Source organism: Capnocytophaga cynodegmi (genome assembly GCF_002302475.1).
GTDB classification, from domain to species: Bacteria; Bacteroidota; Bacteroidia; order Flavobacteriales; family Flavobacteriaceae; genus Capnocytophaga; species Capnocytophaga cynodegmi.
In genome coordinates, this window is record NZ_CP022378.1 from 209,208 (window position 1) to 224,603 (window position 15,396).

At 35.9% G+C, this 15,396-nt stretch carries 13 protein-coding genes; 10 read left to right on the top strand and 3 right to left on the bottom strand.

Translation table 11 applies throughout. From position 1 onward, the window contains the following. Positions 1–133 precede the first annotated feature (133 nt). The 10 genes from CGC48_RS01010 to trmD all read left to right on the top strand — a co-directional run bounded on the left by CGC48_RS01010 (position 134) and on the right by trmD (position 10,937). On the top strand, positions 134–853 hold the full coding sequence (locus CGC48_RS01010) for a DNA-binding domain-containing protein (protein WP_041993032.1): 720 nt from the start codon (positions 134–136) through the stop codon (positions 851–853). A 235-nt stretch (positions 854–1,088) separates the two neighbouring features. Further along, entirely contained in the window at positions 1,089–2,222 is a 1,134-nt protein-coding gene (locus CGC48_RS01015) for a porin (RefSeq protein ID WP_098028097.1), read from the top strand. 161 nt (positions 2,223–2,383) lie between these two features. After that, on the top strand, positions 2,384–3,391 hold the full coding sequence (locus tag CGC48_RS01020) for an endonuclease (RefSeq protein ID WP_041993026.1): 1,008 nt from the start codon (positions 2,384–2,386) through the stop codon (positions 3,389–3,391). An 83-nt stretch (positions 3,392–3,474) separates the two neighbouring features. Continuing rightward, positions 3,475–4,014: a DUF1599 domain-containing protein gene (locus CGC48_RS01025; RefSeq protein WP_098028098.1), complete on the top strand. Its 540-nt coding sequence runs from the start codon at positions 3,475–3,477 to the stop codon at positions 4,012–4,014. Between the two features lie 40 nt (positions 4,015–4,054). Then, entirely contained in the window at positions 4,055–5,149 is a 1,095-nt protein-coding gene (locus CGC48_RS01030; RefSeq protein WP_098028099.1) for a BT_3928 family protein, read from the top strand. Positions 5,150–5,351: 202 nt separating this feature from the next. Continuing rightward, complete coding sequence (locus CGC48_RS01035; protein ID WP_098028100.1) at positions 5,352–7,124, top strand: AMP-dependent synthetase/ligase; 1,773 nt, start codon at positions 5,352–5,354, stop codon at positions 7,122–7,124. 59 nt (positions 7,125–7,183) lie between these two features. After that, the gene (locus CGC48_RS01040; RefSeq protein WP_098028101.1) at positions 7,184–8,122 is read left to right on the top strand and encodes a bifunctional riboflavin kinase/FAD synthetase; all 939 of its coding nucleotides are present in this window, start codon (positions 7,184–7,186) and stop codon (positions 8,120–8,122) included. A gap of 96 nt (positions 8,123–8,218) precedes the next feature. Continuing rightward, a complete protein-coding gene (locus CGC48_RS01045) occupies positions 8,219–9,397 on the top strand; it encodes an acetyl-CoA C-acyltransferase (RefSeq protein WP_098028102.1) in 1,179 nt (392 codons plus the stop codon). Positions 9,398–9,644: 247 nt separating this feature from the next. After that, positions 9,645–10,256 carry a V-type ATP synthase subunit I domain-containing protein gene (locus tag CGC48_RS01050; RefSeq protein WP_098028103.1) on the top strand — a complete coding sequence of 204 codons (612 nt, stop codon included), beginning with the start codon at positions 9,645–9,647 and terminating at the stop codon, positions 10,254–10,256. Positions 10,257–10,259: 3 nt separating this feature from the next. Further along, the gene (trmD, locus tag CGC48_RS01055; RefSeq protein ID WP_098028104.1) at positions 10,260–10,937 is read left to right on the top strand and encodes a tRNA (guanosine(37)-N1)-methyltransferase TrmD; all 678 of its coding nucleotides are present in this window, start codon (positions 10,260–10,262) and stop codon (positions 10,935–10,937) included. A gap of 40 nt (positions 10,938–10,977) precedes the next feature. Here trmD and CGC48_RS01060 read toward each other — a convergent pair whose 3' ends face one another. From CGC48_RS01060 to ettA, 3 genes are all read right to left on the bottom strand, one after another. Next, positions 10,978–11,271: an HU family DNA-binding protein gene (locus tag CGC48_RS01060; protein ID WP_255317870.1), complete on the bottom strand. Its 294-nt coding sequence runs from the start codon at positions 11,269–11,271 to the stop codon at positions 10,978–10,980. Positions 11,272–11,396: 125 nt separating this feature from the next. Beyond that, positions 11,397–13,502 (bottom strand): glycoside hydrolase family 97 protein, encoded by a 2,106-nt coding sequence (locus CGC48_RS01065; RefSeq protein WP_098028105.1) that lies wholly within the window; start codon positions 13,500–13,502, stop codon positions 11,397–11,399. Between the two features lie 162 nt (positions 13,503–13,664). After that, positions 13,665–15,356: an energy-dependent translational throttle protein EttA gene (ettA, locus tag CGC48_RS01070; protein WP_098028106.1), complete on the bottom strand. Its 1,692-nt coding sequence runs from the start codon at positions 15,354–15,356 to the stop codon at positions 13,665–13,667. Between the last annotated feature and the right edge of the window lie 40 nt (positions 15,357–15,396).

Genomic DNA, 15,396 nt, shown 5'->3' on the forward strand with positions numbered 1-15,396 from the left:
TACAAACACTATACCTATATAATATATATGGTGTAAACTAATTTCAAACAACAATATTCTAACACTGCAAAGTGTCTTTCACAGAAGTACGACGTGCAAAAAGAAATTATTAACTATTAAAAATACTATGATTATGGGAAAGATGAAAGCTTGGCTTAAGCCTAACCTTTTAACAAAAGGCGATACGACTGATTTTATCGCAGTACCAGTAACAATAGGGAGCGTTTCGATGCAAGACATTATCCAAAGCCTGAAGGAAGAGGGTATGGAGATACGCACAGAAACAGCTCAGGACATTATTAGCCGTTTCAATCGTAAAGTAGCAGAAATGGTCTTAGAGGGTTACAATGTGAATACTGGATTGGTGTATATGCGTCCTACCATACGTGGCGTGTTCCGTGAAAAAGCGTGGAACCCAGAAATACATAATGTGCAGATTAGTATAACACAAGGTGCTGAACTACGCAAGGAAGTAGCACAAACCGCTGTGGAAATACTTGGTGTACAGGCAGACCCAATGACCATACTAAGCATTACCGATAGTGCGACTAAGAAGACTGATGGTTCTATAACGAAAGGAAAGAATGTTGAAATCAAAGGTGCATATCTTAAAATTGCAGGTAGTTCGCCGAACAATGGCGTATACCTACGAAACATCGACACAGGTAAGGAAACAAAACTTCCTGAGGAAGACATAGTGTTCAATGAGCCTTCGAGATTGCTTATTCTTGTCCCTGCAGATTTAGAATCAGGGTCATACGAACTAAGTATAGTCACTCAATTTAGTCAAGGAAAATCACTCCTTAAAGAACCAAGAAAGACTACTTTTGAAGGAACTATCACAGTCGGATAAAGCAAGTAACTCACACTCGTCCGTGTGTTATGCAAACACACAACCAAGCAAGAGCATCACACACAACCGAGTGTAGTTATCTATAATTAATGTTCTACGTTATTTATTTAAGTAGAATAAAAATTAAACACTCTAATAAGCAATATAATATATATGTAAAACCAATCTAATGCACACATATGTAGAATAGCTTTAGGAGTACAACAAACCAATATCATATTTAATTATACTAATTATGAAACATTTATGTACAGCAATGGCTTTCTTGATAGGAAGTGTTGCAATAGCACAACAAGGCTTTCAGGAGCAAATTGATGAGCTGAAAACCAAGTCAGATAAGTTTAATGTGTATTTGAATTTTCAGTCGAGTTTTGATGCTACGACTGCAAAAGATGCAGACACACACTTTAATTTTATGGCACGACAACTTCGGTTGGAGTTTCGAGGAAACATTAACGAACGCATATTCTATCGTCTTCGTCACCGATTAAATCGCTCGAACGGAGGAGCTTCTCTTGATAATCTTGCACGTGCTACCGATATGATGTACGCAGGTTTCCGTTTGAATGAGAAGTGGACACTTACTGCAGGTAAGATGTGTCAAGCGTGGGGCGGATTTGAGTTTGACCTCAACCCGATGAACATCTATGAGTACTCTGACTTTGTAGAGCATATGGATAACTTTATGGTGGGTGGTATGCTTACGTACGCCCCTAATGAAAACCACGAGTTGAACTTTCAGATAACGAACAGCCGAACAAACAAGTTTGATGACCTCTACCCTGAGAATAAGGATGTAAAAGCAACTACCGCACCACTTGCTTATATCTTCAATTGGAACGGCTCAATGTGGGACGGACTCATCAAAACGCGTTGGAGTGTTGGGTACGAGCAAGAAGCTAAAAACCACAGCGGAACTATGGTGATGCTTGGTACGATGTTAAACTTGCCTAAGTTCCAGATGTTCTTCGACTATATGATGGCTAATCAAGACCTCGACCGATTTGGGTATGCTTCTATCTATCCCGAAGCTCTTGGAATAGAACACAAGGGGGCTCTTAAAGGAACCACTTATAATTCCTTTGTTACCAAAGCCGAGTATCAGCCACACGAACACTGGAACATATTTGGAAAGTTTATGTATGAGACAGCTCGTGTAGGTAAGAGCGACCTTCCTGCCAACTTCAAAGACGGTGAACGTAATTCTTTCGGGTATTTCGTAGGGGTTGAGTACCTGCCGTTTAAAGATCAAGACTTACGCTTCTTCGCAACTTATGTCGGTCGTAAGTATACTTATGTAACAGACGCACTGAATACGCACACCAATCGCTTCAGTATTGGAATGATGTACCGAATTAAAGCATTTTAATCGGAGCTTATGAATAAAAAACCTTTACTTTACAACTTTAAAGTGAAGGTTTTTTATCTTTATGCTTGTCAGTTTGAATGGCATACACATTTAGCTTCGGTATAATGATTCTATTTCGTATATTTTTTTATACCTTTGACACCCAAAAAATAATATGTATTATGAATAAGATAATATTCCTTGCTACTTGCTTCCTTGCTGCCTGTAGTTCCAAATCAACAGATACCAACAATCGGCCACCTAATAATTTTGCTGTTCGGGTAATGAACGTCACTACCGATACAGCAACAATTGCTTGGACAGAAGCCACTGACCCAGACGGTGACTATGTTACATATTCTATTTCAGGGGATAATATTGATGTTAGAAACATACAAGCAACTCATTATACGCTCATTAACCTAAAGCCTAACACCACTTATAACATTACTATCACCGCACGTGATGGCAAAGGAGGAGCAACAGACCTTAAGCACCACTTCACCACCGAAAAAGAACCTAATAACAATACGTCCTTTACTATTCCACCCGTGTTGAAGGATTACTATAAGTCAGTAGATTTTACCAAAGCAGGACAAGCTTTATTCAATGAATTGGCTACACTAACCATTGAGAAACACTCTACTTTTCTGGAATATAGTAGCCGACACAAATATTTACCCACAGCAGACCGCTCAGCAAACGATGCTAACAAAGTAGTGTTAATCTACACTGGTGAAGTACGCAGCTCCCGAAGCAATAATGTGAATACGGAACACGTTTACCCACAATCTAAAATTGGTAATACTGCCAAAGGAGACTTGCATCACCTAAGGTATTGCGACTCTAACGTAAACTCAAGACGTGCTAACTATCCGTTCATTAGTGGCAGTGGCGGTGCAAGGTTAGTAAACGGCAACAGCTGGTACCCTGGTGATGAGTGGAAGGGTGATGTAGCCCGAATGGTACTATATCTGAACTTACGCTACAACGAGGATTTAGGAGAAGATATCTCGAGAGAGGGAATTAATTTGTTCCTGAAATGGAATGCCGAAGACCCTGTGTCCGCTATTGAAATCAATCGTAATGAGGTAATTCAACAAGCTCAAGGCAATCGCAATCCGTTTATTGATAATCCTTATTTGGCTACCCTAATATGGGGAAAGGATAAAGCTCAGAATCGTTGGTAGCTATTTCTCAAACAAAGAGTTAGATGAAATGTTTTAAATTTTGGTACAAAGTAGTATCTTTGCCCAACTATTTCCAATAACAAATGAATAGAACTATAGAACAATATAATAATGTTGTCAACACTTGCAAGAGTATGTTTGTCAATAAGATGAAAGATTATGGGAGTGCTTGGCGTATCCTGAGGTTACCCTCACTTACCGACCAAATTTTCATCAAAGCACAACGTATCCGTAGTTTGCAACAAAATGGTATTCGCAAGGTAGATGAAGATGAAATATCCGAATTTATTGGTATTATAAACTACTCTGCCATTGCTTTAATCCAACTTGAATGTGGCGTTGCTCAACAACCTGACTTGGACACAGAACAAGCCGTAGCCCTTTATGAGCAGAAAATTAAAGAAGCTCGTTCGCTAATGGAAAGCAAAAATCACGATTATGGTGAGGCGTGGCGAGATATGCGAGTAAGTTCACTAACTGACCTTATATTACAGAAAGTGTTGCGAGTGAAGCAAATAGAAGATAATCAAGGTAGAACACTCGTTAGTGAAGGCATCGAAGCAAACTACCAAGATATGCTTAATTATGCTGTTTTTGCATTAATCCACTTAACTGAATCATAAAATCACACACACAATCACTATCATTAATTACCATCTGAATATGAGATATATTACACATTTTGTCCGTTTTATCGTAGGCGTACTATTTATCATTAGCGGACTTATCAAACTCAATGACCCTATCGGGTTTTCATTTAAGTTAGAAGAATACTTTAGCGAACCCGTACTAAATTTGCCTTTCTTAGAACCTTTCGCTCTTTGGTTAGCAATTGCTGTTTGTATAATAGAAGTACTTTTAGGGGTGATGTTACTTGTTGGCTACAAAACAAAATTCACACTGTGGTCACTACTTGCTATGCTAATATTCTTTGGTTTCCTCACCTTCTACTCTGCTTATTTTAATAAAGTTACAGATTGTGGCTGCTTTGGCGATGTTATCAAATTCACTCCTTGGCAATCCTTCGGAAAAGATGTGTTTCTATTGGTATTAACTTTAATCCTCTTTATTGGTCAAAAGTATATTACGCCCATCATAAAAGGGAACACTCCTTTGGTTATCAGTGTATTATCTTTAATAGGTTGTATTGCTTTTGTACACCACGTTTATAATCATTTGCCTGTGGGAGACTTCAGAGCTTACAAGATAGGTACAAACATTCCCGAGGGGATGATTGTTCCTGAAGGGGCTCCCCTACCAAAGTATGATTATCACTGGAAATTCAACGTAAACGGAAAAGAGGAAGTATTTATAACGCAAGGTGATTACCCAAAAGTAGATGGGGAGTTCGTTTCTTTTGATACAAAATTAATAGATCCTGGCTATACGCCTCCCATTCACGATTTCTTCATAGAAAAAAATGGTGAAAGTTACTTTGACGAAATGATGGATAAAGAAAAGCTACTTGTAGTGACTTCATATCGTATTGATAAATCTGACAAAGAAGCATTTAAAGCCATCAAAAAAGTAACGGATAAAGCTTTAAAACAGGGATACACCGTAATCGGCTTAACTTCTATCATTGAACAAGCTGAACAAATTAAAAAAGATTACGAGCTAAATTTCGACTTTTATTTTAACGACGAAACTACTTTAAAAACAATGATTCGTTCTAATCCTGGAGTTATTACGCTCAAAAAAGGGAACATCACGGACAAAAAGCACTTTAATGATGTAGATAAATTGCAGTTACATTAATATTTTTGCAAATCACAAACATACAATTTAACACATAAAGGGAAGCAATACAAAATTGTTTCCCTTTCTTATTTTGACCCAAAACACTAATTATAAGATTTTTACACATCAGTCATAACAATCTATTTTAACATATTCGAAAGAAATTTTGTTTATTTTATTTTTAATTCTTAATTTGCGTTGTAATTTTAAATGAAAAGCTATGAATGCTGTTACACGTTTGTTTGACATTCCTTATCACCAATTGAAAAATTCTCCATCAGAAGCGGCTTTCGTTACAAAATACAACGGAAAATGGGAAAAAACTTCAACTCAGGAATATATCGATAAATTCAATAAAATTAGTCGTGGGTTGTTACGTCTGGGTGTCGAAAAAAACGATAAAATTGCTGTCATTTCGTCAAATAATCGTACAGAATGGCACGTTATTGATATGGGAATTCTGCAAATTGGAGCTCAAAATGTTCCTGTTTATCCTACCATTTCTTTAGAAGATTATGAGTATATATTCAATCACGCTGAATGCAAATATTGCTTTGTTTCAGATAAAGAATTGCTTGACAAAATAACTTCAATTCAAGATAAACTTCCAAATCTTAAAGGTATATATACATTTGATGATGTTCCTTATGCTCATAGTTGGAGAGAAATATTAGATTTGGGAGAAGATAGCAGTAATCAAGAGGAAGTAGAAAGACTTAAAACCAGCATTCAACCCAATGATTTAGCGACAATTATTTACACTTCAGGAACTACTGCTCGTCCAAAAGGAGTGATGCTTTCACATAATAATATCATCTCAAATGTAATTGATTGCCAGGATAGACTACCCGTTGCCCAAGGTTCTCGTTGCTTGAGCTTTCTTCCTGTATGTCACATATTTGAGAGAATGCTTACGTACTTCTACCAATACAACTTTATGCGAATTTATTTTGCTGAATCTATTGACAAAATGGGTGAAAATATCAAAGAAGTTAAGCCTCACTTAATGACCGTTGTACCCAGAGTAGTTGAAAAAGTGTATGATAAGATTTACGCTAAGGGAGCAGAATTAAAAGGAATATCTAAACGTTTGTTTTTTTGGGCATTAGAATTAGGGTTGAAATATGAACCATACGGAGTTAATGGCTGGTGGTACAATTTCCAATTAGGAATCGCAAGAAAATTAATTTTCAAAAAATGGAAAGAAGCCCTTGGCGGAGAACTCGAAATGATGGTATCAGGCAGTGCCGCCTTACAACCTCGACTAGCAAGAGTGTTTTCGGCTGCGGAGCTCAATATAATGGAAGGTTACGGGCTTACAGAAACTTCTCCCGTTATCGCTGTTAACAGAAAATCAGGTAAATACTGGAAAATAGGAACTGTTGGCAAACCTATCAATAATATCGAAGTGAAAATAGCTGAAGATGGCGAAATACTATGTAAAGGAGCAAATGTTATGTTAGGGTATTACAAAGACCCTGAGCTCACAAAGGACTCTATTACAGATGGTTTCTTCCATACAGGAGACATAGGCGAACTCGACAGCGACGGGTTTTTAAAAATCACGGATAGAAAAAAAGAAATTTTCAAAACATCAGGAGGAAAATACATTGCCCCACAAACAATTGAAAATCTACTAAAACAATCTCGATTTATTGAACAAGCAATGGTGGTAGGCGAAGGAGAAAAAATGCCAGCAGCCATCATACAACTAAATTTTTCTTTTGTTAAAGAATGGGCAAAAAGACGTAACATCAATTTGGGAGAATCAAACGAAGAAGTCATCAAAAACCCAGAACTTTTCAAAAGAATTGAAAAGGAAGTAGAAAAGGTAAACAATAATTTAGGAAAATGGGAAAAGATAAAACTCTTTGCCTTCACACCTGATGAATGGAGCATTGATACGGGAGAACTTACCCCAACATTAAAGCTTAAACGCCGTAATATCAAGGAAAAATATATTCATATTTATAACTCGTTTTACAATCAGTAGTCGAAACCTTAAACAAAAATTGATTGAGAATTCAACTTTAAAAACGCTTTATTTCATAAATGAAAGAAATTACAGACATCTCTAATTTTACGGCAGAAAAAGGCAGTGTTGTTACTATCGGTACGTTCGATGGAATTCATTTAGGACATCAAAAAATTATAAAGAAACTTATAGAAAATGCAAAAAAACAGGATTTATTAGCTACTATTTTTACTTTTTTTCCACATCCAAGAACGATTATCCAAAAAGATGACAGCTTAAAGTTAATTCACACACTTGAAGAAAAAAAACAAATATTAGAGTCATTAGGAGTTGACCAGTTGATAATTTGTCCTTTCAATGAATCGTTCTCAAAAATGTCTGCAGAAAAGTTTGTAGAAGAACTTTTAGTTAACAGGCTGAAAGCGAAGAAAGTTATTATTGGATATGACCACCGATTTGGAAAAAACAGAAACGCTGACATCAATGATATGAAGCTGTTCGGAAAAAAATTTGGCTTTGAAGTAGAAGAAATTCCTGCACAAGAAATCAACGAAGTATCAGTAAGTTCTACAAAAATAAGACAAGCATTACACAAAGGAGATGTTAAAAAAGCTTGGGAATATCTAGGAACTCCTTTTTGCATCAAAGGAAAAGTGGTACACGGATTGAAAATAGGCAGAACCATCGGATTTCCAACAGCTAATATTCAAGTCAAAGAATCTTACAAAATCATTCCAAAAGATGGGATTTACCTAGTTTATAGCATCTTTAACGAAAAGAAAATTTATGGAATGATGAGCATTGGGAAAAACCCAACCATTGAAGGAAAGGGAGCGACCATAGAAGTATACTACTTTGATTTTAAACAAGATATATACGAAAACAACATAACAATATATTTTTTGGAACATCTTCGTGATGAGCAAAAGTTTGAATCGGTTGAAAAACTTAAAGAACAATTACAAATTGATGAAATCACTTCAAGAAAACTTATAAAAGAAAATTTCTTGAATTAATATAATTCTTTGTAAAAATATCTTTTTGAAAATAAAAAAATAGTTAATAACCCTTTGAATAGTAAGTATTTTTCTATTCGCTAAAAACAAAAGCCTATGAAAACAACTTATGTAGTAAAAGCATATCGCACGGCCGTGGGGAAAGCTCCTCGTGGATTGTTGCGTTTCAAACGCCCCGATGAATTAGCAGCTGAAACCATTGCATATATGATGGCACAACTACCCAATTTCGATAAAACTCTGATTGATGATGTTATCGTAGGAAATGCTATGCCCGAAGCCGAACAAGGATTGAACATTGGTCGTATCATTTCACTTATGGGACTCCAAACTGACCAAGTTCCTGGAGTAACTGTAAACAGGTATTGTGCTTCAGGGTTGGAAACCATTGCTATGGGAATGGCTAAAATCCAATCAGGAATGGCAGATTGCATAATTGCTGGTGGAGTGGAAAGTATGAGTTACATTCCTTTCGGAGGATATCGACCGTCTCCAGATTACAAAGCTGTTAAAGAAGGTAACGAAGATTTTTATTGGGGAATGGGACTTACTGCTGAAAAAGTCGCCAATCAGTTCAAGATTTCACGTGAGGATCAAGATTTTTTTGCCTTTCAGTCACATCAAAAAGCTTTGAAAGCCTTAGCAGAAAATAGATTTGAAAAACAAATTGTTCCCATCGAAATAGAAGAAATATTACTCGAAAACGGAAAACGCACAACCAAAAAGTACACTTTCAAAGTTGATGAAGGTCCTCGTATTGACACTTCACTGGAAGCGTTAGCCAAACTCAAGCCCGTTTTTGCTCAGAACGGAACGGTTACTGCTGGAAATTCATCACAAACTAGCGACGGAGCAGCTTTTTTGCTATTAATGAGTGAAAAAATGGTAAAGAAATTGAATCTTGAACCCATCGCACGACTGATTACTTATGCAGTAGCTGGAGTTCCGCCAAGTATAATGGGCATTGGACCTGTAAAAGCTGTACCTAAAGCATTAAAACAAGCAGGAATGAGCATTAATGACCTCCAACTTATTGAATTAAACGAAGCTTTCGCCTCACAATCCTTAGCTGTTATTCGAGAATTAGACTTAAATTCCGAAATAATCAACGTAAATGGAGGAGCGATAGCTTTGGGACATCCTTTGGGATGCACCGGAGCAAAATTATCAGTACAACTTTTCGATGAGTTAAAGCAGCGTAACCAAAAGTATGGAATGGTAACAATGTGTGTAGGAACGGGACAAGGAGCTGCAGGGATTTACGAAGTGTTCTGACAAAACCAAAATATTACAATACAAAATAGACTCTCGCGGTCTATTTTTTTTACCAAATCAGCAAATGTAAATTTCTCTCTTTAATTGTTAAAAAGATAATAAAAATCATACAATTAAATATTTTTATTTTCAGTATAAAATTTGCTGAAACATATATTGCACAATATTTTTTACGATTTACTCCCTTTTTATCATTAATTTTTTTACTTTTGTTTTTTGAAAATAATTTAATCGTAAAAATATAAAAATGAGGAAACAATTAGTTGTAGGAGCGTTAACAGTTTTCTTTTCGTTTACATCTGCAATAAATGCTCAAGAGCAAAGTTTAGATAGTGTAAATGTTCAAGTTAAGAAAAAACAAAACACACTTAATGAGCAATTTGAAACTTTGGTTGAAAAAGCAAACTCTTGGCAAAGTTACAAAATTATTGACCGAGCTAAATTAGGTAGTTATCAAAGGAATGTTATCGACAGCCTACAAAGTATCAAGTCTAAAATACAAGCTCAACAAGATATTATAAACGGGCACGAAGAAGAAGTCAAAAAGTTAAATGAAAAAATATCTGAATTAGAAAACAACCTTGAAAAAACTCAAAATGAGAAAGATAGTGTAAACTTTTTAGGCTTTTTACTTCCAAAATCAACTTATTCTTTAATGATGTGGAGCTTTTTGTTAGTATTGGCTTGCTTGTTATTCTTCTATGTATATAAATATGTAAACGGAAGTGCAATTACTAAAAAATCACTTCAGGACTTACGTGAACTTCAGGAAGAGTACGAAAATTATAGAAAATCAGCTATAGAAAGAGAGCAAAAAGTACGTCGCCAACTTCAGGACGAAATCAACAAACATAGGTAATTGATGCGTATTGATATTATTTCAGTAGTTCCTGAACTTTTGGAAAGCCCTTTCAATGCTTCAATTATGAAAAGAGCCATTGAAAAAGGATTAGTTGAGGTTCATTTTCATAATTTAAGAGATTATAGTACAGGAAATTATCGACAAGTTGATGATTATCAGTTTGGTGGAGGAGCTGGAATGGTTTTGATGATTGAACCTATTGATAAGTGCATTTCCGAACTAAAGTCGCAACGCCATTATGATGAAATCATTTATATGACACCTGATGGAGAAACTTTCAACCAAAAAACGGCAAATAAAATGTCTCTTCAGGAAAACATAATAATTCTTTGCGGACACTACAAGGGAGTTGATCAGCGCGTCCGTGACCACTTCATTACCAAAGAAATATCAATAGGTGATTATGTTCTTTCAGGAGGCGAATTGGGAGCCTTGATTGTTTGTGATGCAATTATTCGCCTAATCCCTGGAGTTTTAGGAGATGAAACTTCTGCATTGACTGATTCTTTTCAGGATAACTTATTAGCACCTCCCGTTTATACACGCCCTGCTTCCTATAAAGGTTGGGAAGTGCCTGAAATATTACTCAGCGGAAACTTTCCTGAAATAGAACAATGGCGAGAAGATGAAGCCTACAAACATACTAAAAATAGAAGACCCGATTTACTCGAAAATTAATCATATAAAAAGGCTACCTTTTGGTAGCCTTTTCACTTTCTTACTTCGTATTTACTGCATCAGATAACTCAGAACCAGGTTTGAATTTAACCACATTTTTAGCGGCTACTTTAATAATTTCATTGGTACGAGGGTTTCTTGCCTCACGAGCTTCTTTTTTAGCAACTGACCAAGAACCAAAGCCTACAATTGAAACCTTGTCCCCTTTTTTCAGAGTTTTTTCTACATTCGCAAAAAAAGATTCCAATGCTTTCTTTGCATCTACTTTTGTGATTCCTGCATCAGCAGCAATAGCATCAATTAATTCTGTTTTATTCATAGTATTGACCTTAATACAATTAATAAGGACAAAGATAATAATATATTTAAACCACGCAATATACTTTTTAATAAAAAGACTATATTTTAAATAAAAATTAACATATTAATTGTATTTCACTAAAAGATTCATAAAAAACTTCATTTCTCTTTAATACTCATAGCAAATCCTCCGCTAGGGGCTAACCAAATTTTCATCTTTTTCAAATTATTAACCTTCTTTTTACTAATAACATAACTTTGAGGATTGGTTTGCCAATGGGCATCCTTCGCATCGGCATAAATTATTACTTCATACGTTTTACCTGAAGGAAGAAAGCTAAAATCAACGTGTGCTTCACGTGAATTTTCATCAGTGATTCCTCCTACAAACCATTCATTCTTATTTTTAGCTTTCCGAGCAATAGTTACATAATCGCCTGGTTCTGCTTCTAAAATATACGTTTTATCCCAATCTACTGCTACATCTTTTATAAACTGAAAGGCATCAGGAAAACGCTCATAATTCTCAATTAAATCTGCTGCCATTTGCAACGGACTATACATTGTCACATAAAGAGCCAATTGTTTGGTGAGTGTAGTACTCAATTTAGCTTTATTAGAACCATATACGGACAAATCCCCTTGAAAAATTCCTGGTGTATAGTCCATTGGGCCTCCTTTCAGTCGGGTGAAAGGTAATATGGTTGTATGGTCAGGATGATTTCCGTTGAAGGACTCAAATTCTGTACCTCGAGCCGACTCTTGAGCAATCCAATTTGGAAAAGTACGACAAAGCCCCGTCGGACGAACTGCTTCGTGTGAATTGACCATAATTTTATATTCCGAAGCCGTTTTTACGACATAATTATAATGATTCACCATCCATTGTCCATCGTGATATTCGCTTCGTGGAATAATAGGTCCCACATATCCTGTTTTTACTGAATTGTATCCATTGTCTACCATAAACTTGAAAGCCTTATGCAACTGACGTTCATAATCTATTGCAGATGAAGTAGTTTCGTGATGCATTATGATTTTCACTCCTTTACCTTGTGCATAATTTTGCAGTTCCTTAACATCAAAATCAGGATATGGTTTGGTGAAACTATAAATTTTCTCTTTATGATATGCTACATTATCCTCCCAACCTTCATTCCAACCTTCAACTAATACAGCATCAAATCCATTTTTAGAAGCAAAATCAATGTACTTTTTAACGTGACTGGTATTTGCTCCGTGATGCCCATTTGATAGAAGTTTTGAATAATCAGTTTTACCAATAATAATATCTTTAAAATCAGTATAAGCCCAAGAAGACCCACCCCCGATGAAATATTCCCACCAAACACCCAGATATTTCATTGGTTTTATCCAAGAAGTATCTTCAAAATCGCAAGGTTCGTTAAGATTTAGTATCAAGTTAGAAGCTAAAATATCACGAGCATCATCACTGACAATAATTGTACGCCAAGGAGTTGTGTTTCCTGTTTGAAAATAAACTTTATTGCCGTTTTTGTCTGGAGCCAAGTGTGCACTTAAAGAAAAAGATTTTCCGTCAACATTTAAAAACATAGCAGAGTAATTTATCAAAGCTGCTTCGTGAATATTGATATATAAATTATCCTTAGTTTTTAGCATCAGAGGTGTTTGTACAGCTACATTTGGCGAAGGTGCTTTGGCGGCTAATGGTTCCTTACGAACATTTTCTATCAAAGCATCAATTTCGGACAAGTGAGATGTAGTAATTGGAAATTCGTTTGTATCATAATCAGCAGGAATCCAGAAAGTTTTATGATTACCTGTAAGATTGAATTCCGTTAGTTCCTCTTTTATTATGAAATGTCGAAGTTCTTTTTGTGTTGGAAATTCGTAGCGAAACCCAAGTCCGTCATTAAACAATCGAAAACGAATATTTACCTTCCAATTAGTAGTTTTATGTACTAAAAACAACAGTATTTCATTATAATTATCTCGTATTTCACTATTTTCTCCCCATACGGGCTTCCAAATAGTATCCGAAGACGTATTTTCTGTTCTGATTACCGAAAAATTTTCTGAAAAAGACAAAAAATCATTTAGGATAAAGCCCATTTTACTTTCTTCAATTACTTTTTTACCCTTATAATTGAGTTCGTATACTGGCTTTCCTCCTTCTTTTAACACAAAAGAAAGTCTTAAATGTTTATCTGGAGAATAAACTACTTGTGCAAATGCTATTTTTACAAATAAAAAAAGCATAAAAAATATTAATACCCTTTTCATATTTATACATTTATTAAAATCATTCTTCTATTTTTTAATTATATACAAAATTACGATTTTATGTACATTCGCTTACCTCCATTTATAAAAAATTAGGAGAAATGAAATTGTTCATTTCTCCTGCAATATATTAATTTTTGTAGGTACGTATCAAAACAATTATTACCTCACTAATTTTTTATACTTAATTCTGGTTGGGGTAACTTCTTTGCCAAGACGTTTACGCTTATTTTCCTCGTATTCAGAGAAACTTCCTTCAAAGAAATATACTTGGGAATCTCCTTCAAAAGCTAAAATATGCGTACAAATTCTGTCCAAGAACCATCGGTCGTGTGAGATGACCACCGCACAACCTGCAAAGTTTTCCAAGCCTTCCTCCAAAGCGCGTAATGTATTCACATCTAAATCGTTGGTTGGCTCGTCGAGTAAAAGTACGTTACCCTCTTCTTTAAGTGTCATTGCTAAATGCAATCGGTTACGTTCTCCACCTGAAAGCGTAGCTACTTTTTTGTTTTGGTCACTTCCGCTGAAGTTAAAACGACTCAGATAAGCTCTGGAATTCACTTGATGTCCTCCCATCATAATTAAGTCTTGCCCTTCAGAGAAATTCTCCCAAATGGATTTGTTAGGGTCGATATTTTTATGCGTTTGGTCAACATACGCAATTTTAACCGTATCCCCGATGATAAACTCCCCAGCATCAGGTTTTTCCTCTCCCATAATCATACGGAAAATGGTCGATTTACCGGCTCCGTTAGGTCCAATCACTCCGACAATTCCCGCTTGTGGCAATACAAAATTCAAATTATCATACAAGAGTTTATCTCCGAAAGCTTTGGCAACTCCTTTTGCTTCAATTACGTTGGTTCCTAAACGAGGTCCGTTCGGGATATAAATTTCTAACTTTTCATCCAATTGTTTTTGATCTTCATTCAAAAGTCGGTCGTAATTTTGCAAACGTGCTTTTTGCTTGGTTTGACGTCCTTTTGCTCCCTGACGCACCCATTCCAACTCTCTTTCAAGAATTTTACGTCGTTTGGAAGCCGTTTTTTCCTCTTGCTCCAATCGTTTTGCCTTTTGGTCAAGCCAAGAAGAGTAATTTCCTTTCCAAGGAATTCCTTCTCCCCTGTCCAATTCCAAAATCCAACCCGCAACATTATCCAAAAAATATCGGTCGTGAGTGACAGCGATTACAGTTCCTGCGTATTGTTGTAAATGTTGTTCTAACCATAATACAGACTCAGCATCGAGGTGGTTGGTTGGCTCATCAAGTAACAGAACATCAGGTTGTTGCAGAAGTAAACGACACAACGCCACACGACGACGCTCTCCCCCTGATAAAACCTTGATAGGCGTATCTGGTTCTGGCGTTCTGAGGGCGTCCATTGCTATTTCCAGCTTATTGTCTATCTCCCAACCGCCACAAGCATCAATTTTATCTTGTAATTCAGCCTGTTTGTCCATCAATTTTTGCATTTTATCGGGGTCGGAATAAACTTCTTCAAGCCCAAACATATCATTTATCTTGTTGAACTCTTCCAAAATGGCAATTGTTTCAGCAGCTCCCTGGCGAACCACTTCAATTACCGTTTTGTTTTCGTCCAATTGAGGTTCTTGTTTCAGATAACCAACCGTATAGCCAGGAGCGAACACCACATCTCCTTGATGATTTTTATCAACTCCTGCAATTATTTTCAAAAGAGAAGATTTTCCAGAGCCATTAAGCCCTAAAATACCTATTTTAGCCCCATAAAAGAAACTCAAATAAATATCCTTAAGCACTTGTTTATTCGTCGAAGCATAGGTTTTACTCACCTTCGACATCGAAAAAATTACTTTCTTATCGTCTGACATATTTTTAAAACTTTAAGGCTCAAATTTACAGCTAAATATT

Coding starts and splice junctions, on each gene's coding strand:
- CGC48_RS01030 (WP_098028099.1), top strand. CDS start 4,055: ATGAGATATATTACACATTTTGTCCGTTTTATCGTAGGCGTACTATTT.
- CGC48_RS01035 (WP_098028100.1), top strand. CDS start 5,352: ATGAATGCTGTTACACGTTTGTTTGACATTCCTTATCACCAATTGAAA.
- CGC48_RS01045 (WP_098028102.1), top strand. CDS start 8,219: ATGAAAACAACTTATGTAGTAAAAGCATATCGCACGGCCGTGGGGAAA.
- trmD (WP_098028104.1), top strand. CDS start 10,260: ATGCGTATTGATATTATTTCAGTAGTTCCTGAACTTTTGGAAAGCCCT.
- CGC48_RS01025 (WP_098028098.1), top strand. CDS start 3,475: ATGAATAGAACTATAGAACAATATAATAATGTTGTCAACACTTGCAAG.
- CGC48_RS01010 (WP_041993032.1), top strand. CDS start 134: ATGGGAAAGATGAAAGCTTGGCTTAAGCCTAACCTTTTAACAAAAGGC.
- CGC48_RS01050 (WP_098028103.1), top strand. CDS start 9,645: ATGAGGAAACAATTAGTTGTAGGAGCGTTAACAGTTTTCTTTTCGTTT.
- CGC48_RS01065 (WP_098028105.1), bottom strand. CDS start 13,502: ATGAAAAGGGTATTAATATTTTTTATGCTTTTTTTATTTGTAAAAATA.
- CGC48_RS01015 (WP_098028097.1), top strand. CDS start 1,089: ATGAAACATTTATGTACAGCAATGGCTTTCTTGATAGGAAGTGTTGCA.
- CGC48_RS01040 (WP_098028101.1), top strand. CDS start 7,184: ATGAAAGAAATTACAGACATCTCTAATTTTACGGCAGAAAAAGGCAGT.
- CGC48_RS01020 (WP_041993026.1), top strand. CDS start 2,384: ATGAATAAGATAATATTCCTTGCTACTTGCTTCCTTGCTGCCTGTAGT.
- ettA (WP_098028106.1), bottom strand. CDS start 15,356: ATGTCAGACGATAAGAAAGTAATTTTTTCGATGTCGAAGGTGAGTAAA.